Raw genomic sequence first — 21,628 nt, forward strand, 5'->3', positions numbered from 1 at the left:
AGAAAGGTTCACACATGAGCCGGGTACAAACCCTGACCGTCTCGGAAGACGAAACAGACCAGCGGCTGGATCGCTGGCTGCGCCGCCGGTTCGAGCATCTCTCGCAAATAAAGATCGAAAAGATGTGCCGCAAAGGTGAGCTGCGCGTTGACAGTGGCCGGGTTAAACCGGCAACACGGTTAACTGCTGGACAACAGGTACGTGTGCCGCCGCTACCGGATGCAGACAGCATGCCAACACGGCGGGATGAATATGTCAGCCCGGCGGATGCAAAGATGATCCAATCTTGTGTGATCTACCGCGATGATCACATCATTGCGCTGAACAAACCCCCCGGCCTGCCTGTGCAAGGCGGATCAAAGCAAACGCGCCATGTGGACGGCATATCATCGGCATTGCGCTTTGGTTTGGATGAAAAACCGAAGCTGGTGCACCGTTTGGATAAAGACACCACTGGTGTTTTGCTGCTGGCCCGAACACAGATCGCGGCCAAGGGATTGACCGCCGCCTTCAGGCACCGCGACACGCGCAAGATCTATTGGGCGCTGGTTGCCGGGGTACCCACACCCTATCTGGGCGAGATCAAAACGGGTCTAGTCAAAGCGCCGGGTCACGGCAAGCAGGGCGAAGGTGAAAAGATGATCCCTGTGCATCTGCGCGATATCGACGACACCCCTGGTGCAAAACGCGCGCATACGCATTACGCAACGCTCTACCGTGTGGCGGGGCGCGCATCTTGGGTCGCAATGGAGCCGATCACAGGCCGAACGCATCAGCTGCGCGCGCATATGGCAGCGATCGGGCATCCGATTGTTGGCGACGGCAAGTATGGTGGATCAGGTCAGGAAAACATGGGCGATGGTTGGGGCGCTCAGCTGGGTGGTGTGATCAGCAAGAAATTGCACCTGCATGCCCGCAGCCTATCTTTCCAACATCCGGTGACTCGCAAACAGATCACAGTTACAGCCCCCTTGCCGGATCATATGGTCCATAGCTGGGATACCTTTGGTTGGACCGAAGATTTGGCGGCGGACGACCCATTCGAGAAGCTGCAATGAGCGCACCACTAAGGCTGGCTGTCTTTGATATGGATGGCACTCTAATGGACAGTCAGGATTTCATTGTCGAGGCGATGCGCCGGGCCTTTGTGGATATGGAATTGACGGTTCCAACCCGTGCTGAGATCCTGAGCATTGTCGGCCTGTCGCTGTTTGAGGCCATCTCGCGGCTGAAGCCTGAATTGCCAGCGGCGCAGGTTTCTGCCGCCTCAGATAAGTATAAAGATATGTTCATCAAGCTACGCGCCGAACGCGGAGGGGAGGCCAGCGCACCGCTCTATCCCGGAGCGCGCCAAGCGCTTGAGAATCTGCATGCACGTGACGAGGTGTTGCTGGGTGTCGCAACTGGCAAGGCGATGCGCGGGGTTGACCATGCGTTCAAAGCTCATGATTTGGCAAAGTTCTTTATGACCAAGCAAACCGCCGATTTGCATCCATCGAAACCGAACCCTTCGATGTTGCAGGCGTGCCTGTCTGAAACGGGGGCCGATGTTGCGCATGCGGTGATGATTGGTGACACCAGTTTTGATATCGAAATGGGCCGGGCTGCTGGATTTCGAACCTTAGGTGTAACTTGGGGCTATCACCCAACCAAAGACCTTCGTGCCGCGGGTGCAGATATTCTGGTGGATGATTTTGCCGATGTGGTTCCGGCACTGGATGAATTGTGGGGAGTGTTAGTATGAGCGCGTGGAAAGCCAAACGGTTCTGGGACGTCGCCGAGGTGATTGAAACAGAGGGTGGTTTTACCGTGGTTCTGGATGGCCGGGCGGTTAAGACCCCGGCCAAATCGGCCTTGGTTGTGCCGACCCGCGCGATGGCGCAGGCTATCGCTGTTGAATGGGACGCCCAAGAGGGAGAGATCAATCCACACACCATGCCAGTGACCCGCTCTGCCAATGCGGCGATTGATAAAGTTACGCACCAACATGCCGAGGTGGCCGACATGATCGCCGCGTACGGCGATGCAGATCTGACATGCTACCGGGCTGAAAGCCCGATTGAGTTGGTTCAACGTCAGTCTCAGCAATGGGACCCGTTGCTAGAGTGGGCGGCGGAAACATTTGGAACTCGCTTGTATCCAGTCTCTGGCGTTATGCATGCGCCGCAGGATCCTAAAGTGTTGTCAGTTCTGTCTGATCACGTACATGCCATGGATGCTTTTACCCTCACGGCGTTTCATGATCTTGTCGGTCTGTCCGGATCGTTGATTATTGGGTTTGCCGCGCTGAAAGATCATCGTCCTGTCGCAGATTTATGGGAACTTTCCCGTCTCGATGATATCTGGCAGGCGGAACAGTGGGGCGAAGATGACGAGGCTCAAGAACAGGCCGCTGTGAAAGAAACTGCCTTTGTTGAGGCGAAAAACTTTCATAATCTTGCTTGCGCATCAGAATAATCCCCTAAAACAGCATTTACGCTAGGTAAACTGTTCGCCATATTGATCAATTTTTTTGATACGGGGCTTGACGTTTTGTGATGAATACACACAAACTTGCCGGCATTGATTAGGGTGTAACCCCCTTTTCATTACGACGTCGGCCCCGCTGGGGCCGTATAGAACCGCCCATTAAAGGGTGGGAAATCAGGAAGAGGTAAAAATGAAAAAATCCGTATTTTTTGGTGCGCTGACAGTTGCTGGCCTTGCGGCTGGCGCAGCGGCCGCTGCTGATAGCACACTTGACACAGTCAAGGCGCGCGGCAAGCTGAACTGTGGTGTGACCACCGGTCTTGTGGGCTTTGCTGCCCCTGACGCGAATGGCGAATGGAATGGCTTTGACGTTGGCGTTTGTCGCGCTGTCGCAGCTGCTGTTCTGGGTGACCCATCCGCTGTAGAATTTGTTCCAACAACAGGTAAAACACGTTTTACCGCTCTGGCGTCAGGCGAAATCGACCTGCTGGCCCGTAACACAACTTGGACATTCTCGCGCGATGTTGACCTAAAGTTCGAATTTGTTGGCGTGAACTACTATGATGGCCAAGGCTTCATGGTTCCAAAGGAACTGGGCGTGAGCTCGGCCAAAGAATTGGACGGCGCGACCGTATGTATCCAAACTGGTACAACAACCGAGCTGAACCTTGCGGATTTCTTCCGCGCCAACAACATCGAATATAAGCCGGTTCCGATTGAGACGAACGCCGAAGCACAGCAGCAGTATCTTGCTGGCGCTTGCCAGGTTTACACAACAGATGCATCTGGTCTGGCCGCGACACGCGCGTCATTTGAAGATCCTGCAGCGCATGTTCTGCTGCCAGAGATCATCTCAAAAGAGCCACTTGGCCCGCTGGTTCGTCATGGCGACCCAGAATGGGGTGATGTTGCACGCTGGACACTGAACGCGCTGGTCAGCGCTGAAGAGCTTGGCGTGACAAGCGCGAACATTGCTGATCTGGCTGCGTCTGCTGGTGATAACCCAGAAATCAACCGTCTGCTGGGTACCGAAGGTAACCTGGGCGAAATGCTGGGTCTGGAAGCAGACTGGGCCGTCAAGGCGATCTCTGCTGGTGGTAACTACGGCGAAATCTTCGAGAAAAACATCGGTGAGAACACGCCGGTCGCTCTGGCCCGTGGCCTGAACGCCCAGTGGACCGATGGTGGTCTGCTGTATTCGCCTCCATTCCGCTAAGATAATCTACCAAAGGGCGCGGATTTCCGCGCCCTTTGCGCCTTCTACACTTAAATAATCGGCCCACGACGCATCGACGTTTCATAATAATACCGGGCTGAAAAACGGGGAACATCCCAGATGACGACACTTACCGACCCTCCCAAGGAGTCGTTCCGTCTGTCCATGCTGATCTACGATACGCGGTATCGTTCCACGACATTTCAGATCATTGCACTGATCGGCTTTCTGACGCTGATCGGTTGGCTGATCAGCAACACAGCACAGAACCTCTCGGATCTTGGTAAAGAGCCTTCCTTTGGCTTTTTGAAAGAGCCTGCTGGTTACGACATCAACCAGCGCCTTATAGAATATACAAACCGAAGCCCGCATATGCGTGCCGCATTGGCAGGGCTTATGAACACGTTGCTGGTGGCGGTTATGGGCTGTGCCCTGGCCACTGTGCTTGGTGTTGTGATTGGCGTGCTACGCCTGTCAAAAAACTGGCTGATCGCCAAAATCATGACCGTATACGTGGAAATGTTCCGCAACGTGCCTGTGCTGTTGTGGATCGTTCTATTCATGGCAGTCCTTATCGAAACGTTAAGCCCCCCCGGTGCTTTCAAAAGCGGCGAGGCGTCTTTCTCGCTTTGGGGAACTGTTGCGATTTCGAACCAGGGTATCTTCATTCCACGCGCAACATTTGCAGATCATAGCTGGCTTTTCATTGCTGGTATCGTCGCCTCTATCGCGGGGTTCCGATATATAGGCAAACGCGCGGCGGCCATTCAGGAAGCAACGGGTGAGATCAAAAACACCTTGCCTGCAAAGCTCGCTGCTCTGATCTTGCCAAGCTTGCTTATCTTTTTGGTGCTTTCTGCTGTGTCTAATCGCAATGAACAGTCGTTTGTCGCGATCAGTCAAGATAGCGTGACGTCGCTGGCTGAACTGCAAGATGCCAATGGTCGGATCGATTATTGCCATAGTGGCGGCCTTGCGCGGTCGCTAACGGGTCTGCGTTATCTGACAGAGAACGAAGTCAACTTCCGCCGGAAAAACTACTTCGGAGAAGGTCAGGCGCTGACATCGATGACAGCTGCACGTTGCCAGCTGATCTTGGTGCCGTCAGATGAAGCCGAAAGCATTGCTGCATCTATTCAGTCCAGCGTTGTCAAAAACAACGTGGTTAGTGTTTTCGATTCGGGTCTCACCGAAGGTAAGGCGATTGAGGTCGAGGTTCCTTACATCGCACCCAAAGGAATCCCGCGTTTTGAAGGCGGAACACACATGAGCAACTCTTTGATTGCTTTGTGGCTGGCTTTGTCGCTGTACACAGCGGCCTTCATCGCTGAAATCGTTCGTGCGGGTATCATGGCCATCTCAAAAGGTCAGACCGAAGCAGCCGGTGCCTTGGGCCTGCGTCCGGGTCGGATCATGCGTCTTGTGGTTCTGCCGCAGGCACTGCGGGTTATCATTCCGCCACTGATTTCGAACTACCTGAACCTGACCAAGAACTCCTCTTTGGCAATTGCCGTCGGGTATATGGACATTACGGGGACACTTGGAGGCATCACATTGAACCAGACCGGTCGTGAGCTGGAAGCGCTTTTGCTGTTGATGCTGATTTATCTGATCATCTCGCTTTCGATCTCGTTGATCATGAATTGGTACAACGAACGTGTAAAATTGGTGGAGCGGTAATATGACAGACCTTTCTTTTGTCCGTACAGAAATGCTGCCAGAGCAGGCCCCACCATCTTCTTCAGTGGGCTTGGTCGGGTGGATGCGGGAAAACTTGTTTTCTGGTGTTCTGAATTCGGTTCTGACAGTGCTTTCTTTTGTGCTCATTTTCATGGTGCTCAAGGGGATTGTTCCTTGGCTGCTGTCTCCGACTTGGGCGGCAACCTCTCTGGCTGAATGTCGCGAAATCCTGCATGATGCAGGACGTGAAGGGCATTATGCCGGCGCATGTTGGGGCGTGATTCGTGATCGCTGGGTCCAGTTATTATTCGGGTTCTATCCGTCTGATCTCTACTGGCGCCCAATTCTGGCCTTCATTATGTTGGGGGTTGCCTTGGCACCGGTTCTGTTCGCTGAACGTGTTCCGCGTAAGCTGATCTGGTTCTCGGCACTCTATCCATTCATCATGCCTTGGTTGCTTTGGGGTGGAACCATCTGGGTGCCAGTTGGGGCATTGGCTGGTTTTGTGATCGGCTACTTCGTGCACAAAACAGTTTCGGCCTCAATGACCGGAGCGATAGGTGTGATTGCCGGTGTGATCGCTGCGATTGTTTGGTGGCTGTTTTTGATGGGATTTGTTGTTGATGGCTTGTCATCGGTTCTTCCCCTCGCGACAGAGTCTGTTGAAAGCCGTAAATTTGGTGGCTTTATGCTATCGATTACCATCGGTGTTGTGGCGATTGGGTTTTCTTTGCCAATTGGCATTGTTCTGGCACTGGGTCGTCAATCTGACTTGCCATTGGTCAAAGCGATCTGCGTGGGTTTCATCGAGTTCATTCGCGGAGTTCCACTGATCACATTGTTGTTCGTAGCTTCGACACTGCTGAACATCTTTTTGCCGCCAGGAACGAGCTTTGACATCATCTTGCGGGTGTTCATCATGGTAACGCTGTTTGCTTCTGCCTATATGGCCGAAGTGATCCGTGGTGGTTTGGCTGCCCTGCCCAAAGGGCAATACGAAGGGGCGGACAGCCTTGGCCTGAACTACTGGCAGTCCCAACGTCTGATCATTATGCCGCAGGCGCTCAAAATCTCTATTCCGGGGATCGTGAGTACCTTCATTGGCGTTTTCAAAGATACGACGCTGGTGTCAATCATCGGTCTACTGGATCCGATCGGCCTGTCCACAGCCATACGCGCTGACGCAGCCTGGAACGGTATCGTGTGGGAGCTTTACGGCTTCATCGCGTTGATGTTCTTCGTCTGCTGTTTCGGCATGTCCCGTTATTCCATGTATCTGGAGCGCAAGCTTCAGACTGGTCACCACTAAGAAAGGATCGTGTAAATGTCTGATATGACTTCCGATCGTGCAATCGACAGATCAAAGATGACCGTCTCAGAAGAGGTCGCCATCGAGATCAACAATATGAACAAGTGGTACGGGGCTTTTCACGTGCTGCGCGATATCAACCTGACAGTTAATCAGGGCGAGCGGATCGTGATTGCGGGGCCTTCGGGCTCTGGCAAATCCACGTTGATCCGCTGTATCAACGCGCTTGAGGAACACCAGCAGGGCAGAATTGTCGTGGATGGGACTGAGCTCAGTAATGACCTCAAGAATATCGACAAAATTCGGTCCGAGGTTGGCATGTGCTTTCAGCACTTTAACCTGTTTCCACACCTGAGCATTCTGGAAAACTGTACGCTGGCGCCGATCTGGGTGCGGAAAATTCCGCGCAAAGAGGCTGAAGAAACGGCGATGCATTTTCTTGAAAAAGTGAAGATCCCGGATCAGGCTAATAAATACCCCGGTCAGCTTTCTGGTGGTCAGCAACAGCGTGTGGCGATTGCCCGTTCGCTGTGCATGCGGCCGCGGATCATGTTGTTCGATGAACCAACATCGGCGCTTGACCCTGAGATGATCAAAGAGGTTCTCGATACTATGATCGAGCTGGCCGAAGAAGGCATGACCATGCTTTGCGTGACGCACGAGATGGGCTTTGCTCGTCAGGTGGCGAACCGTGTGATCTTTATGGATCAGGGCCAGATCGTGGAGCAGAACGAACCTGAAGAGTTCTTTAACAACCCGCAATCTGAACGGACTAAGCTGTTCCTCAGCCAGATTCTGGGCCACTAATAAGCTTACCTTTTATCAAGATACGAAACGGCGGGGTTTCCCCGCCGTTTTTATTTCAGCGGCAAATCAAGGTATCAATTTCGCTGGCCTCATGTGCAATAAGGCGCTTCAACTTGCGTTGACTGATATTGCCCAAAACCGCCGTGCGCCCCACCACCAATGCGGGGGTGCCATAGAACCCAAACAGTTTTGCCAATGCCGCAGTTTGTCTTAGCTGGCGGTCTATTTTTGGGTGATCCATGTCTGTAATCAGCTGATCAGGGTCAAGACCTGTATCTTGTGCCAATTGGCGCAGATAAGCAGCGTTCGGTAGAAAGGGCGTGCCCATCAGGCGTTTGTGAAACACATCATAGGCCCCTTGCTGGCGGGCAGCGAGTGCCGCTCGTGCGGACTGGACAGAGCTCGGCCCCAGCAGAGGGAGTTCATGAAAAGTTACAGCGATCTGCGCATTTTGGCCTAGGCGCTCCAGCATTGGGCCAATCTGACGGCAGTAGACACAGCGGTAATCGGTGAAATAAGCAATTGGAACGGTGCTGTTTGAACGTGGACGGGTAAACAGGGCATCGCAATGGTTGCCAATGCCAGCCTGTGCTTGCCCGGTACTTTCCAGGCCGATCAACGCGGCTGAACGATTGCCTGTGGACAGATCACCACCAGACATGCGGCGAAAGCCCGGGGCTGAAGATATTGGAGCAAAACTAAAATCAGGTTCGATAAGGCGCCTAAACGCAGGTGTAGATACAGCGAGTGCCGCGGCAGCGCCACCAATCGCAAGACACGCGCGCCGTGTCAGCATGGGATGATATATATTTTATGAGTAAAAGGGATCAGCTTTTACTCTCAAAATCCTTGTGCACCAGTTTGGCGTCACAATAAGGACATTCGACGAAACCGGTCTCAAGCGGGATCTGCAGATACACTCGGGGATGACCCAACGCGCCCTCGCCACCGTCACAAGCAACGCGGTAGCTATCCACAATTATGGTTTCTGGTGCTGCTGTTGCCATCGGGCGTTTCCTTTTGCCGGCAATTCCACTAGGTGCGAATATGAGTGATCTAGAACGCAGGGGCAAGGGGACCAATGAGCACAAATGCCATCGAAATCCGTGACCTGAAGAAAACCTACGGCGGTGGCCGGGGCGCACCCGAAAAACATGCATTAAAGGGCATTGATCTGGATATTCCAACCGGATCTGTCTTTGGTCTGCTGGGGCCGAACGGGGCAGGCAAGTCGACGCTGATCAACATTCTGGCCGGACTGGTGACCAAAACCCAAGGGCAGGTCACGATCTGGGGGTTTGATCAGGATGTGAACCCACGTCAATCACGGGCTTCGATCGGGGTGATGCCACAAGAGCTGAACCTTGACCCGTTTTTTGCCCCGCGTGCCGCGCTTGAAGTGCAAGCTGGGCTGTATGGTGTGCCAAAATCACAACGTCGCAGCGATGAAATTTTGCGTTTGATCGGGCTGGAAGACAAAGCCGAGGCTTATGCACGAACACTTTCAGGCGGGATGCGCCGTCGGCTTTTGTTAGGTAAGGCATTGGTACATCACCCTCATATTCTGGTGTTAGACGAACCCACTGCGGGGGTGGATATCGAGCTGCGACAGATGCTGTGGGAAAACGTGCGCAGTCTAAACCAGCAAGGCAAGACCATCATCCTGACCACCCACTATCTGGAAGAAGCCGAGGAAATGTGCGACCAGATCGCCATTATCAATCAAGGTGAATTGGTTGCACGCGACAGCACTGCCAATCTGTTGGGGCAGTTGGATACTAAAACTATGATCATCCAACCGGACAATGCGCCAGAAATCCTACCTGCGGCTGATGGGCTGGTTGTTGAAACGCGCCCGGATGGCGCGATTGCAGTGACCTACCAATCTGGAAAAACCCCCGCTGAGTCGGTTTTAGGGGCTGTTCGGGACGCGGGTATTCGCATCCGCGACGTCAAAACAGAGCAGGCTGACCTGCAAGATGTGTTCCTAAAGTTGACGCGAAAGTAAGCGCACCTAGCGCACGAAGCATAGAGCTATTCTAGTTACGTCGGCTCAAACAGAGCCGATTTTTTCATTTTGAATGCTATGCGTTAATGGTTATCATTACTTTGGGTTGAGCTGTTTTAGGCTTATCCATTGGCCTGTTTTGGCTTTTTGTTTTTGGAATTTGAGAATGTCACGCAAGCTTGTAGTGTGTCTTGATGGCACAGGAAATGAAATTGAGAAGAGTGAATCCAATGTTTTGCGGCTCTACAAAAGCCTGAAACGCACTGAGGATCAGCTGGTTTATTATCAACCAGGGGTGGGAACATTGGATACGCGTCCGTTTGCCCGGATGTTTTTAACCAAACCCAAGCAAATGTTAGGTTTGATTGCAGGCATGGGGCTGGAAACCAATGTTCTTCGCGCTTTTGAATTCCTGTGCAAAAATTATCGTGAGGGTGACCGCCTATACTTTTTTGGTTACTCGCGGGGCGCATACACAGCCAGAGCATTGGCAGGGTTTATCAATGATTTCGGCCTTGTGGATCCGCAAGAATTCCATCTTGTGGCCCCTGCCTTTCGGGCCTGGCGCCGGATGAGCGCGGATGACCCGAGGGTGAAGCATGCCAAATTGCGTATGTTGGAAAAAGCGTTCCAGATGCGGCATCCACCGATCCGGTTTCTGGGTTTGTGGGATACGGTTAGTTCTTTGATCCGCATCCGGATCGGAAAAGGGACCATTGTCGAGTTTGGCACCCATTCCAGCGTCGATGAAAACCCATCTGTTGAAGCCGTACGCCACGTGTTGGCAATCGATGAAACACGGCGTTTTTTCCGGCATCAATTCTGGACAGAAGGTCAGAAATATTACGGCAACCGTTTTGAAACCAAGAATGACCCGCCGCCACAGGATGTAAAGCAGGTCTGGTTTGCGGGAACACATACAGATGTGGCGGGCAGCGTCGAAGAGCCCGAGGCGGGATTGGCAAAGATCACCATGCAATGGATGCGTGAAGAACTTGATGGGCTTGGGATCGATCATCTTGATTTTAGAACGATCATTTATAATCGCTATGTCCTTGGTAAAGAGGATAAGGTCACCAAAAAGATGAATTTGCTGATCGCTAAACCGGATGCATCAGCAGCACTGCATAGCCAGATGAAGAAGGGTTGGTTTCTTTTGGAAGGGGTTCCAAGGCTTCGGCGTCGATCTCGGTGGCCAGATTTGGGACATGTTTTTGGCTATTACCTACCGTTTGGGCAACGTCGATATATTCCGCCGGGATCCACTATTCATCCTACAGCTTTAGCACGGCGCGCAGACCCCTCAAACGACTATACCCCTTCCAATCTGAAGGGATTTTGAGGGCCTCTGACCTAACGGGGAACTCTGACGTGAAGCTTTGAGGGTGCCGCTGCTAAAGGCCCATCCACAGGTTCCGGGACATCCCTGAGATGATCCGGGATCGCGTATGTTTCCTCAGCTGTGTCTTTGGCTATTTGGATATCAGCCAAAAGTGTTGCGGTCTGGTATCGTCCCATGACCGAGCCCGCGATCAGCCACAAGATTGGGCTGATTGTCGCATTTGGCAGCAGATCAATAAGAGCGATACACAAGACAATCCCTAAGGAGGCGGTGGCCATGCTGGTCTGCAGTTTGCGTCTTTGTAACCCCAGCATGATCAGTGGAATACACATCAGCCCAAACCGGGCGATATAACCCAGCCACCCGTTTTCACTAATGATGATCACCCAATAGCCGTCGGTCGTTGTCACATCACGCCCACGGCTGTCAAAGACACGTGCGCGACCCCATCCACCCCATCCAGACAGGGGTTTTTGGCGCGCCTTTGCCAGAATGCGATCCTCGTTATCAAAGCGAAACAACAACGACTCTGCGCGATGATCATCAATGCTTTGCGCAGCGCTGTAAATGGTATTGACGGGAACGAGGCCTGCACTGCGCATCATCGGATAGACAAGCACTATGGCCGCAAATGTAGCCGCGACCAATGTTTGCCCACGAACGCCGAGAAATAATATAATTGGGCAAAAGATGAACGCCAAAGCGAGCGCGCCAAGAGACTTGCTGAACATGAGAACAGCAAACAGCCAGACCCCGACCATTAACCACTTTCCGGATCCAATTTTACCGTTCTCACAGCGCCAGATCGCAAAAGCCGATGCACTTGCCATTGCCACCAAGATCGAAAGCCAGAGACCATGGGGCATAAACACCAATGGCCGAAACCCATTTCCGCGAATGTGCTGGATCCATGAATGTGGGAAAAATCCATAAACCATGCTGTTGATTTGCGGGCTCATACGGATTTCATAGGCAATCAATACTGAATACAGCAAGAGGGCGATGGCCAGAATTTTCAGCAAAAGTTTTTGTGAAACTTCAGATGCCAAATAGCGACGACCAAGGAAAAATGGCAGAATTGAAATCAGTAATACCGAGCCAATCGCAAGTGCGTCATAGGGCTTCAGGCCCGCGATCGAGCGTACGCCCCTCGCGACCGGCGTTGCATTCATAAGTGCTGTTAATATTGGTGATATGGCAGCCAACCCCATCAGGCCCCAGAAAATCAATTTGCCGCGTTGGGGGATAAAGCTCAGGTCTGCAATCGCGGTATTTTCCGCGACAGTATCTTCCGCAATCGCAGTGCGCCCCTCTGGCCGCTCTGTCATATGTTGAGGTTTGTTTTTGCGTGCAAAAATCAGGCACATGAGTGCCGCGCTGATGATTGGAATGAGATCTTTATCAACAGTGGGTAAGGCAGGAAGGTCGAAACCGACTTTGGATGGCAGCAGTAAATATCCGGCAACGATTGTCCAGATCAGTGCAGGGCGAACCGGTAGTGACCGAAACAGTAAAAATGCGACCAATGGCCACGAATAAAGTACAATATGAGCAAATCCGTTTGGCATGGCGCGTTAATGCTTGGTCCACGAAGTCATTGATGCGGTGGGCAAATGCCCATACCAAAGATATAGGGAATACCGTAAATCTGCAACTTGAATGCCACTGATATATAAACAAGTCATTTTCATATTTAGACCATAAAATGACAATGTTGCGCCAATAGAGATGACGCAGGTAAAGAGAGTAGTTATGCGAGTTAGAATATTTCAAAGGTGTGAGGAAAACGCTTTAACCCTATTTCACAGGGTATGCGACGACAGTAAATGAATATGAAAAAGCAAGCCTCCCCCCCAGATCAAACCGTGCGGGTGTTGATCTCGGTGATCAATTACCGAACCGCAGAGCTGACGATGCAATGTGTGCAGTCCGTGTTGGATGATTTGGGAGATATTGAAGGCCGTATTGCCATTGTTGACAATGCATCTGGTGATGATTCGGTTGAAAAACTGAGAGAATGGGTCGCAACATTAGAGCGCAAAGCGCAGGTAAGCCTGATTGAATCTTCATCCAATAGCGGGTTTTCTGGCGGGCATAATCAGGGGGTTTCCAGTTGTGAGGCAGAATATTACCTGATTCTGAATTCGGATGCAGTGCTTAGACCAGGGTTTTTCAAAGAAATTCTGAACGTGGCCGATGAAAATCCAAACACCGGGTTGTTTGCCCCCAGTATCGAGTATGACTCCGGCGAAGTGCAAGTCAGCTGTTTTCGCTTTCATAGCCCATTGAGTGAGCTGGCACGAGGCGCGGGCAGTGGTCCGGTTTCAAAACTGGTGCGAAATCACCTTGTGGCGCTGGACATGCCACCTGAACCAGATACGATCGAATGGGCCAGCTTTGCCTGTATCTTCATCCGGCGGGCAGTGTTTGATACAGTCGGGTTGATGGACGAAGGGTATTTTCTGTATTTTGAAGACACTGCATATTGTCGGAAAGCCCGAAGCGCTAACTGGAACATAAAACATGTACAAAAAGCGGTTGCAGTGCATTTTCGCGGAGGGAGTGGACCAGTGAAGTCTCTGGCGCATGAACGCAAACGTTTGCCAGCATACTACTATGCTTCGCGGTCCAGAATGTTCTATCAATCTTATGGTTGGCTTGGGCTTGTTGGCGCCAATCTGTGCTGGGTTCTGGGGCGCGTTTTGGCCTTCAGCAGGGTTCTTTTTGGCAAACGTATCCCGCAGGCAAATCAGGCCGAATGGCGCGATATCTGGATCAACATATTTTCCCCGTTGGGGAAGAGCTATGCGAAAAAGGACTGAGGTGTGCAGCCTGATTTTGTGATCATAGGGGCGATGAAATGCGGCACCAGTACGCTCGCGACGCAGTTGGGGCAGCAGGACGGGATCTTTATGACCGACCCCAAAGAACCAAACTTTTTCTCTGATAATGATCAATACGCACGCGGGCGGGAATACTATCAAGAATTGTTCACGCCAGCGCTACCAAACGATATCAAGGGCGAGGCCAGCACTCACTACACCAAGTTGCCGACCTATCCTGAAACTGTGTCCCGAATGATTGCGGCTTTGGATCAGCCGAAACTGATCTATATGGTCCGAAATCCAATTGCGCGGGCCGTGTCCCATTACATTCATGAATGGAGCACGGGCGTGATACAAAGTGATATTGAAACGGCGCTTGAGAACGATGCCGAGCTGGTCGACTACGGTTGTTACGGACGCCAGATCATGCCGTTTGTTACGGCTTTTGGAGCGGAAAATATATACCTGACCAGCCTCGAAGAGGTCCAAGCCGATCCGCAAACGGCACTGGCAGGGGTCTGCAGGTTTCTTGGTCACGAAAGTGCTGTGAAATGGCACGAAGAACAGGCGCAGATGAATCGATCCGCTGAAAGAATTCGTAAATTCCCGATGCATGGCCTGCTGTTTGATAACCCTGTCGCACGCGCCGCACGCCGTGCGTTGGTGCCACAGCGGTTGCGGGATAAGATCAAGCAAAGCCGCCAGATGTCAGACCGCCCTGAGATGTCAGAGCAAAGCAAAGTGCGGCTGCAGGGTATCTTTGCCAAAGACCGCGAGATCCTTGCTGGAATTTTCCCGACTCATTCTGCGCTGCAGCTCTGTTATCCGTTTGTTGACGATGAATAAGGGAATGCCCCGGATAGGTGTTGTGATCATTGGCCGCAACGAAGGTGAACGCTTGCTGCGCTGCCTGCATTCCGTTCCTGCATGGGTAGAGCGCACGGTCTATGTGGATTCCGGTTCAACAGACGGAAGTGGCGCAGCGGCGATAACGGCTGGCGCGATCTTGCATGAACTGGACCTGAGCACAGCATTCACCGCCGCCCGCGCCCGAAATGAAGGTTTGGCCCGATTGACGGCAGATGATGAGGTGGACTTTGTTCAGTTCATCGATGGCGATTGTGAGCTGCGCGAAGGTTGGATCGAAGCGGCTGTCACCTTTTTGCAAGACCGCCCTGATGTTGCTGCCACTTGTGGCAGGCGACGCGAAAGATTTCCTGAGGCATCGGTTTACAACCGGCTGTGCGATTGGGAATGGGATACGACAATTGGACAAGCGCGTGCCTGTGGTGGAGATGCCTTGATGCGGGTAGATGCCCTGCAGCAGGTGAATGGCTTTGACCCCAGTTTGATTGCCGGAGAAGAGCCTGAACTTTGCCTGCGTTTGCGTGCAAAGGGATGGAAAATCTGGCGGCTGGATCTTGAGATGACCTGGCACGATGCTGCGATGACGCGACTAGGGCAATGGTGGAAACGCAACCGCCGCGCGGGGTTCGCCTACGCCGAAGGGTTCGATATGCATGGCACCCCACCAGAGCGGCACAGGGCCCGAGAGGTGCGCCGTGCATTGTTTTGGGCCGGGTTGCCTTTGGCCATGGTTCTGGCGGCGCTGCTGATCAGCCCATGGGTTTTATCAGGATTGTTGGTCTTCCCCTTGCAGGTTCTGCGGCTCATGATGCGCGATTCGGCTTTGGGGCCGGCAGCTTTTGAGAGGGCATTTTTCATGACCTTTGCAAAATGGCCCGAAGCGCAGGGCGTCATGGAATATCATCTGCGCAAACGAACTGGCGGCAAAGCCAAAATCATCGAATACAAATAAAGATATATTGAAACGTATTAGGCCGTTATATGAACACGCCGATAGTCACAGGATCCAAGATGTCCAATACCCCAGATAAAAGCCGTAAGTACCTTTTGATTTCGCCATGCCGAAATGAGCAAGATTATATGCGTCAGACTTTGGATACGGTCATCGCACAATCAGAGACGCCTGCGCTGTGGGTGATCGTCGATGACGGATCTACCGATGATACGCCAGAGATTTTAGCGGATTATGCGGCACGCCATGACTGGATCAAGATCGTGCAAAAGCCAAACCGCGGCCATCGCGCTGTTGGTCCGGGTGTGGTCGAGGCGTTCTATTTTGGCCTCAATAGTGTCGATATGGATGCATTTGATTATCTGTGTAAACTGGATCTCGATCTGGCGCTCCCACCAAAGTATTTTGCGACCCTTATGGACCGGATGGAAACAGAGCCGCGTTTGGGAAGTTGCAGTGGCAAGCCGTATTTCACCAATGATGCCGGGCGGATGATCAGCGAAAAATGCGGTGATGACATGTCGGTCGGTATGACCAAATTTTATCGCCGCGAATGTTTCCAGCAGATTGGCGGCTTTGTGCAAGAGGTCATGTGGGATGCCATCGATTGTCATAAGTCACGGCAACTTGGTTGGACGGTTCTCAGCTGGGATGCACCAGAAATACGATTTGAACACCTGCGACCAATGGGATCCAGCCAAAAGGGTGTGCTTACTGGCCGGATGCGGCATGGTTACGGGCAATACTACATGGGGAGTGATCCACTCTATTTCACGGCGACAGCGATTTTCAGAATGGCGCACCCGCCTTATGTGATTGGTGGTTTGGCAACGTTTTGGGGCTATTGGCGATCGTTCATAAGTCGCCCGAAAAAGCAGTCAGATCAGGAGCTGGCAGCCTTTATTCGCAGATATCAGCGCCTTGTTTTGCGTATGGGAAAGGGCAAAGCCGTTGCCAAGATTGAAGCAGAGCAGGCGCATCTGTGGACTGCCACATATGGTGCATGACTGTGCGGTGATCGTCTTGTAACACAGCCGCTAAAACGGCTGTGTTAACGATGATCAGGGAACGAAACGCGGCAATGGTTTAATCACTTCTTCCAGTGCATTATCCAACCGTACCCGCGCCGCATCGATATTCTCCGACTGGCCGATAGGGGTGATCAAACGAACGATTGCACTGTCATTTCGCCCCTCGGTGAACTTGCCCAGCATCAGCTGAACTTTGGCCTGATACATTGACGCGGTGCGTGTGCTGTTTTGATCATACCAGTAGTATGCCAGCATTCGGTGAACGCCTTTTTGGATAATCACCTCGTTGAGGGTAAAGGCAGAACCAGCGGGCTGGACATCAACTTGCTCAAGGCTCGCGATTTCCCAGCCGGCACCGGGCAGGCATACTTCCGGAGAGTGAACGCCACCATCGGCCTGATCTTCATACCAAGCAACGAACAGTTCGACACTGCCTTCCTGTGCGTTGCTGGTCAAAGATACAGACAGGTAATCATCTGCACCAAGCACGCCTTCGATTTGTGGATCCAGCGGCTGATGCGGGCCCGCACGCCATTCGCCCATACGGGCAGGGAACAACAACAAAGGCTCCCGGTCGACTGCTGCAATGTCACGTTCCGGAACCGCCTGCCAGGCCAAAGCGAGAGCCGAGACAAGAAGTGCGCTACCGATCATGGCTTTTGAAGGATGAACAAGCTGAATGCGCTTAAATTGCGTCCACAGACCATCAGTGTCTAAATCAAGGGCGTCAATCAGCCCGATGCGGTCGCTTCTCAGCTTGACCAAAATCCAAGCCAGCAAGAACAGCAGAAGGATACAGACCACAAAAATGACCCAGCCTTCAAAGAAGTGCGAAAATCCTTCGACGTGACTCAGGCCAACATGGTTTACGATCCATCCGGCGATCGCAATCCGAACCGAGTTCATGAAAACGGTGATTGGTACGGCCGAGATAAGCAAAATCGCTTTGTGCCACATTGGGCCGCGATAGAGCACAGAGAAGATGTAGGAAAAGCTCAGGATTGGAAACAGATAGCGTAAGCCGGAACAGGCCTCGGCGACTTGAAGCTTATATACCCCAAGGTCGATGATGTTGCCTTCCATATAGACGGGGACGCGGATGAGCTGCAGGAAATAGACGCCCAGCTCAGACGAGACACCTTGTAGATATGTGGACAGGCCATAATAAAGCGCCCCGGGTAGGGGCAGCATGTAGATAAGATGCACCACAGGCGGCCAAAAGTGCTTTCCGGTTTTCCAGCCAAAGCTGATCAGCAAGATCGCTCCAACCCATAGGATGAGCGCATAAGAGACAATATCGCGAATTTCGACCAACCGGCCCGCAATAGCCATCATGACCGCAAGAATAAGCAAAACAACGCCGGGCCAGTAGTCAGACGCCTCGCGCTTATCAATTGGCACTTCTTTCAGCTGTCTGAGAAACAACAAGCCCGACAGAACCGGGATCAACGGCCCGTGGCTATATTCTGGCAGTTGCCAAGCTTTAAGCAGTTCGGCAATGCCATCCCAAAAAAAGGCTGCGGCGCCGATAACCGATATCAAAAGCCAGAATGTCCCCCAATGGAACAGACCGCCAGTGGTGTGATTGGTTTCGGAATATGAACTAGTATGCGACATAATTATAAATTCTCAAAAATTCATCCAGATCAGCAAATGCTGAGGGCGGATTATACGATAAACACGACACTTATCTGTCATATCCGAAAATCAGCCGGGAAACTATGTTAAAGGGGGGAATACGCATTCAAAAGACAGTGAGTGACGCATAATTGATTGAGCATAGAAGGGTGAAAGCCCTTATATCCCCAGTAAATCAAGCTTCTTGGCACGGTATTTGACGTTGTTGATTTGTGCGTAATCCCCCTGATTTTGGGATATTGTGCGCAATCTGGACGCTTTCCAATTACATGAAACGGGCCCGATTGTGGCTATAGGCCTGCGAATCGGGCATTTTCTCCTGAAATACTGTAGTTTATCAACTATTCATGTCGCATCGCTGTGCGTGTTTTGTAGTGGCACGACCGTAGCGCTGGTTTCTGGGGCAAGCTCTTCAAAATCAAAGTTATCAAGCCGCTTGGCGCGGCGCCCTGCTTTGTCAGCGGATATTTTGATATCCGAGATATCCTTGGCGGCTTGATTGAAGTGCCGGTCCAGGTTTTCCACCCGTGTGCCCAGCCGATCTACATCAGCAAAGAGCAGTCCCAGCTCTCGCCGGATCGCACCGGCCTGTTCGCGCATACGGGCATCTTTCAAGATGGCGCGCATGGTGTTGAGCGTTGCCATGCAAGTGGTTGGCGACACGATCCAGACCCGTGCGGTAAAACCTTCGCGGACAAGCTCCGGGAAATTGGCATGCAACTCGGCGTAAACCGCCTCGGAGGGCAGGAACATCAACGCGCCATCGGCGGTTTCACCATCAAGGATGTATTTCTCTGAAATGTCCTTGATGTGCTTTTTGACCGAGCTGCGCAGGAATTTCGCCGCCTCATTCACTTCCCAGTCATTGCTGGCGTTGCGCAGGGCCTCATAAGCCTCCAGCGGGAATTTGCTGTCGATGCATATCGGGCCGGGCGGATTGGGCAGATGGATCAGGCAATCGGCGCGTTTGCCATTCGATAATGTGTGCTGCAGGGTGTAGCTATCTGATGGCAGGGCCTTGGTTACAATGTCATTGAGCTGAATTTCCCCAAATGCCCCACGGGTTTGTTTGTTGGATAGGATGTCCTGCAATGACAGCACATCACCCGACAGTTTGGTGATGTTTTCTTGCGCCTTGTCTATTGTTTGCAGCCGTTGCTGCAATTCCCCCAACGATTGCGCCGTGCGTCGCGCAGAGCCATGCAGGTTCTGATTCATCTGCTCTTGCACCTGCGCCAAACGCTGCTCCATCAGTTGCAACATATTGGCCTGCGCTGCAGCCTGCGCCTCGGACACATGGTTCAACCCACCTGCCAATTGATGCTGCCCGTCGCTCAGGCCCTGCACCCGCTGGCCCAATTGCCCCATCTGCTGTGCCAAAGGCTCTGCCATCCGGGCTGACCGCGCCGCCGCACGCGAGGTGCTGATCAGCAAAAACAGCACCAGTGCCGTCAAGCCCAGCGCGATCAAGACCAGGGGATCGTTAAGGGAAAGGATGGTGTCACCAATCTGGATCATGTGCGTCCGAACAGCCGTTCAATATCGGCCAGCTTGAGTTCAACATAAGTGGGCCGCCCGTGGTTGCATTGGCCGGAATGCGGGGTCGCTTCCATCTCGCGCAAAAGCGCGTTCATCTCGTCCGCTTGCATCCGGCGACCGGAGCGGATCGAGCCGTGACAGGCCACCCGGCTCAGGATCGCCTCGATCCGCGCTTGTACCGTCAGGCTGTCACCCTGGTCGTGCAACTCGTCGATCACATCGAGGATCATCGCCTTGGCATTGCAATTGCCAAGGATCGCAGGGGTTTCACGTACCGCAATGGTGCCAGGGCCAAACGGCTCAACCACCAACCCTAACTTGGCCAGATCCTCGTTCAGCTCCAGCAGGGCACTGGCATCCGCCTCGGACAGGTCAATGATTTCTGGAATCAGCAAGGCTTGCGATGCCACGCCGTTTTCTGCCATCTGCGCCTTGAGCCGCTCATAGACCAGCCGTTCATGTGCGGCATGCTGGTCTACAATGACCATGCCATCTTCGGTCTGGGCGATGATGTAATTCTCATGTACCTGCGCCCGCGCCGCTCCCAAGGGCAATGACTGCGGCGCCACCTCAGCGGTTTCAACATCCACCACTTCCGGCTCTACACGTGCGCTGTACGCACCTTGCATGTCCGCGAACCCCGGCGTGCCCACCGGTTGCGGTGCCTGCGCCTGATAACTTAGTGTACGTGCACCCTGTGATGGGCGATCCATCTGATAGATCCGCGCTGGGCCAGTTGGCTCAGGGCGCATCGCCCCCAATGTGGCGTTGGCCACCGTTGAAGATGCTCGGTGTCCTGCCTCGGCCAGCGCGTGGCGCAGGCCAGACACGATCAACCCGCGTGCCAGCCCCGGGTCGCGAAAGCGCACTTCTGACTTGGCCGGGTGCACGTTGACGTCCACCAAGGTCGGGTCGCATTCGATAAACAGTGCCGCTGCTGGATGGCGGTCTCGGCTGAGGAAGTCATGATATGCCGCTCGTAATGCCCCATAAAGCATCTTGTCGCGTACCGGACGGCCATTCACAAACAGGTACTGTGCCACTGATGTGCCGCGTGAATAGGTCGGCAAGGCGGCATAACCGGTCATATGCAGGCCTTCGCGTGTGGCATCGATACGCAGGGCGTTGTCTGCAAATTCCTGCCCCAAAATGCGCGCCAGACGACCGTGCAGCGCATCAAACAGATCGCCGGATTCCGGATCTGCGCGAAAGGTCACGCGCCCCTCACCACCGCCTGAAACATCGCGCAAGGTGAACCCGACAAACGGTTCCGCCATGGCCAGACGCTTGATGGTGTCAGTGATCGCCTGCGCCTCGGCCCGATCCGAGCGCATGAATTTCAGCCGCGCAGGTGTCGCATAAAACAAATCGCGCAAGGTGACAGTGGTGCCCGCGTTGTGGGCCGCAGGGCGTACCGGATCAACCTGCCCGCCAGTCACGCGAATTTCAGCCGCGTCATACCCCGGCGCGCGGGAGGTAAAAGTTAGCCGACCAACCGCTCCCAGTGATGGCAACGCCTCGCCGCGGAATCCAAAAGTGTGGATGTTCAGCAGGTCCGAGCCATCAATTTTCGATGTCGCATGACGTGATAGGGCCAGCGGCAGATCGTCGGGCGTGATTCCGCAACCGTCGTCTGACACCCGGATTAATGTCTTGCCGCCGTCGGCGTAATCAATGGAAATCCGTCGTGCGTCCGCGTCCAGTGCATTCTCCACCAGTTCTTTCACAGCCGAGGCAGGGCGTTCCACCACTTCACCCGCAGCAATGCGGTTGATCGCAGCATCGTCAAGTTGGCGAATAATAGGGCGTTTTTCGCTTATCTGGGGGGTCATCTGAGCCATACCGCTAGACCTAGCACAAATAGCTACGATTCGGCCACTGCCTTGCGGTGGCAACACCACCGTATCTTTAGACGCCTACATAAGCGTCTATGCAAAAGAAAAAC

The 21,628-nt window shown here is 53.1% G+C and carries 19 protein-coding genes; 13 read left to right on the plus strand and 6 right to left on the minus strand.

Going from position 1 to position 21,628, the window contains the following annotated elements:
* Positions 1-14 precede the first annotated feature (14 nt).
* The 7 genes from D9A02_RS06760 (at position 15) to D9A02_RS06790 (ending at position 7,481) form a co-directional block, all read left to right on the plus strand.
* Entirely contained in the window at positions 15-1,058 is a 1,044-nt protein-coding gene (locus D9A02_RS06760) for an RluA family pseudouridine synthase (protein ID WP_120500216.1), read from the plus strand.
* The gene (locus tag D9A02_RS06765) at positions 1,055-1,744 is read left to right on the plus strand and encodes an HAD-IA family hydrolase (RefSeq protein WP_120500217.1); all 690 of its coding nucleotides are present in this window, start codon (positions 1,055-1,057) and stop codon (positions 1,742-1,744) included. The genes D9A02_RS06760 and D9A02_RS06765 overlap by 4 nt, the downstream gene beginning before the upstream one ends.
* Entirely contained in the window at positions 1,741-2,457 is a 717-nt protein-coding gene (locus D9A02_RS06770) for an ATP12 family chaperone protein (protein WP_120500218.1), read from the plus strand. The genes D9A02_RS06765 and D9A02_RS06770 overlap by 4 nt, the downstream gene beginning before the upstream one ends.
* Positions 2,458-2,659: 202 nt before the next feature.
* Positions 2,660-3,685 carry an amino acid ABC transporter substrate-binding protein gene (locus tag D9A02_RS06775; protein ID WP_120500219.1) on the plus strand — a complete coding sequence of 342 codons (1,026 nt, stop codon included), beginning with the start codon at positions 2,660-2,662 and terminating at the stop codon, positions 3,683-3,685.
* A gap of 120 nt (positions 3,686-3,805) precedes the next feature.
* The gene (locus D9A02_RS06780; protein ID WP_120500220.1) at positions 3,806-5,365 is read left to right on the plus strand and encodes an amino acid ABC transporter permease; all 1,560 of its coding nucleotides are present in this window, start codon (positions 3,806-3,808) and stop codon (positions 5,363-5,365) included.
* A 1-nt stretch (position 5,366) separates the two neighbouring features.
* Positions 5,367-6,674 carry an amino acid ABC transporter permease gene (locus D9A02_RS06785; RefSeq protein ID WP_120500221.1) on the plus strand — a complete coding sequence of 436 codons (1,308 nt, stop codon included), beginning with the start codon at positions 5,367-5,369 and terminating at the stop codon, positions 6,672-6,674.
* Between the two features lie 15 nt (positions 6,675-6,689).
* Positions 6,690-7,481, plus strand: coding sequence for an amino acid ABC transporter ATP-binding protein (locus tag D9A02_RS06790; protein ID WP_120500222.1), 792 nt, complete (start codon positions 6,690-6,692; stop codon positions 7,479-7,481).
* Positions 7,482-7,536: 55 nt separating this feature from the next.
* On the opposite strand, the gene D9A02_RS06795 is transcribed toward D9A02_RS06790, so the two are convergent.
* Positions 7,537-8,142: a DsbA family protein gene (locus D9A02_RS06795; protein WP_162932982.1), complete on the minus strand. Its 606-nt coding sequence runs from the start codon at positions 8,140-8,142 to the stop codon at positions 7,537-7,539.
* A gap of 166 nt (positions 8,143-8,308) precedes the next feature.
* Entirely contained in the window at positions 8,309-8,488 is a 180-nt protein-coding gene (locus tag D9A02_RS06800) for a zinc-finger domain-containing protein (RefSeq protein ID WP_120500224.1), read from the minus strand.
* 74 nt (positions 8,489-8,562) lie between these two features.
* Here D9A02_RS06800 and D9A02_RS06805 point away from each other — a divergent pair, with 74 nt between their 5' ends.
* Positions 8,563-9,489 carry an ABC transporter ATP-binding protein gene (locus tag D9A02_RS06805; RefSeq protein ID WP_120500225.1) on the plus strand — a complete coding sequence of 309 codons (927 nt, stop codon included), beginning with the start codon at positions 8,563-8,565 and terminating at the stop codon, positions 9,487-9,489.
* A gap of 166 nt (positions 9,490-9,655) precedes the next feature.
* Complete coding sequence (locus D9A02_RS06810) at positions 9,656-10,831, plus strand: DUF2235 domain-containing protein (protein WP_162932983.1); 1,176 nt, start codon at positions 9,656-9,658, stop codon at positions 10,829-10,831.
* An 11-nt stretch (positions 10,832-10,842) separates the two neighbouring features.
* Here D9A02_RS06810 and D9A02_RS06815 read toward each other — a convergent pair whose 3' ends face one another.
* On the minus strand, positions 10,843-12,399 hold the full coding sequence (locus tag D9A02_RS06815) for an O-antigen ligase family protein (protein WP_120500227.1): 1,557 nt from the start codon (positions 12,397-12,399) through the stop codon (positions 10,843-10,845).
* 264 nt (positions 12,400-12,663) lie between these two features.
* Between D9A02_RS06815 and D9A02_RS06820 the strand changes: the two genes are divergently transcribed.
* The 4 genes from D9A02_RS06820 to D9A02_RS06835 are packed head-to-tail and all read left to right on the plus strand — an operon-like array spanning position 12,664 to position 16,482.
* Positions 12,664-13,653: a glycosyltransferase gene (locus D9A02_RS06820; protein WP_120500428.1), complete on the plus strand. Its 990-nt coding sequence runs from the start codon at positions 12,664-12,666 to the stop codon at positions 13,651-13,653.
* Between the two features lie 3 nt (positions 13,654-13,656).
* On the plus strand, positions 13,657-14,502 hold the full coding sequence (locus tag D9A02_RS06825) for a sulfotransferase (RefSeq protein WP_254054571.1): 846 nt from the start codon (positions 13,657-13,659) through the stop codon (positions 14,500-14,502).
* Positions 14,503-14,506: 4 nt separating this feature from the next.
* Positions 14,507-15,475, plus strand: coding sequence for a glycosyltransferase family 2 protein (locus D9A02_RS06830; protein WP_254054572.1), 969 nt, complete (start codon positions 14,507-14,509; stop codon positions 15,473-15,475).
* A 59-nt stretch (positions 15,476-15,534) separates the two neighbouring features.
* Positions 15,535-16,482, plus strand: a complete 948-nt coding sequence (locus D9A02_RS06835) for a glycosyltransferase family 2 protein (RefSeq protein ID WP_120500430.1) — start codon at positions 15,535-15,537, stop codon at positions 16,480-16,482.
* Between the two features lie 54 nt (positions 16,483-16,536).
* Here D9A02_RS06835 and xrtD read toward each other — a convergent pair whose 3' ends face one another.
* The 3 genes from xrtD to mutL form a co-directional block, all read right to left on the minus strand.
* Complete coding sequence (xrtD, locus tag D9A02_RS06840) at positions 16,537-18,123, minus strand: VPLPA-CTERM-specific exosortase XrtD (RefSeq protein WP_120500229.1); 1,587 nt, start codon at positions 18,121-18,123, stop codon at positions 16,537-16,539.
* 366 nt (positions 18,124-18,489) lie between these two features.
* On the minus strand, positions 18,490-19,662 hold the full coding sequence (locus tag D9A02_RS06845) for a DNA recombination protein RmuC (RefSeq protein ID WP_120500230.1): 1,173 nt from the start codon (positions 19,660-19,662) through the stop codon (positions 18,490-18,492).
* Positions 19,659-21,524 carry a DNA mismatch repair endonuclease MutL gene (gene mutL, locus D9A02_RS06850; protein ID WP_120500231.1) on the minus strand — a complete coding sequence of 622 codons (1,866 nt, stop codon included), beginning with the start codon at positions 21,522-21,524 and terminating at the stop codon, positions 19,659-19,661. Before mutL ends, D9A02_RS06845 begins: the two co-directional genes overlap by 4 nt.
* Positions 21,525-21,628 lie beyond the last annotated feature (104 nt).

The sequence above is a fragment of the Roseovarius sp. EL26 genome, assembly GCF_900327775.1.
Lineage (GTDB): Bacteria > Pseudomonadota > Alphaproteobacteria > Rhodobacterales > Rhodobacteraceae > Roseovarius.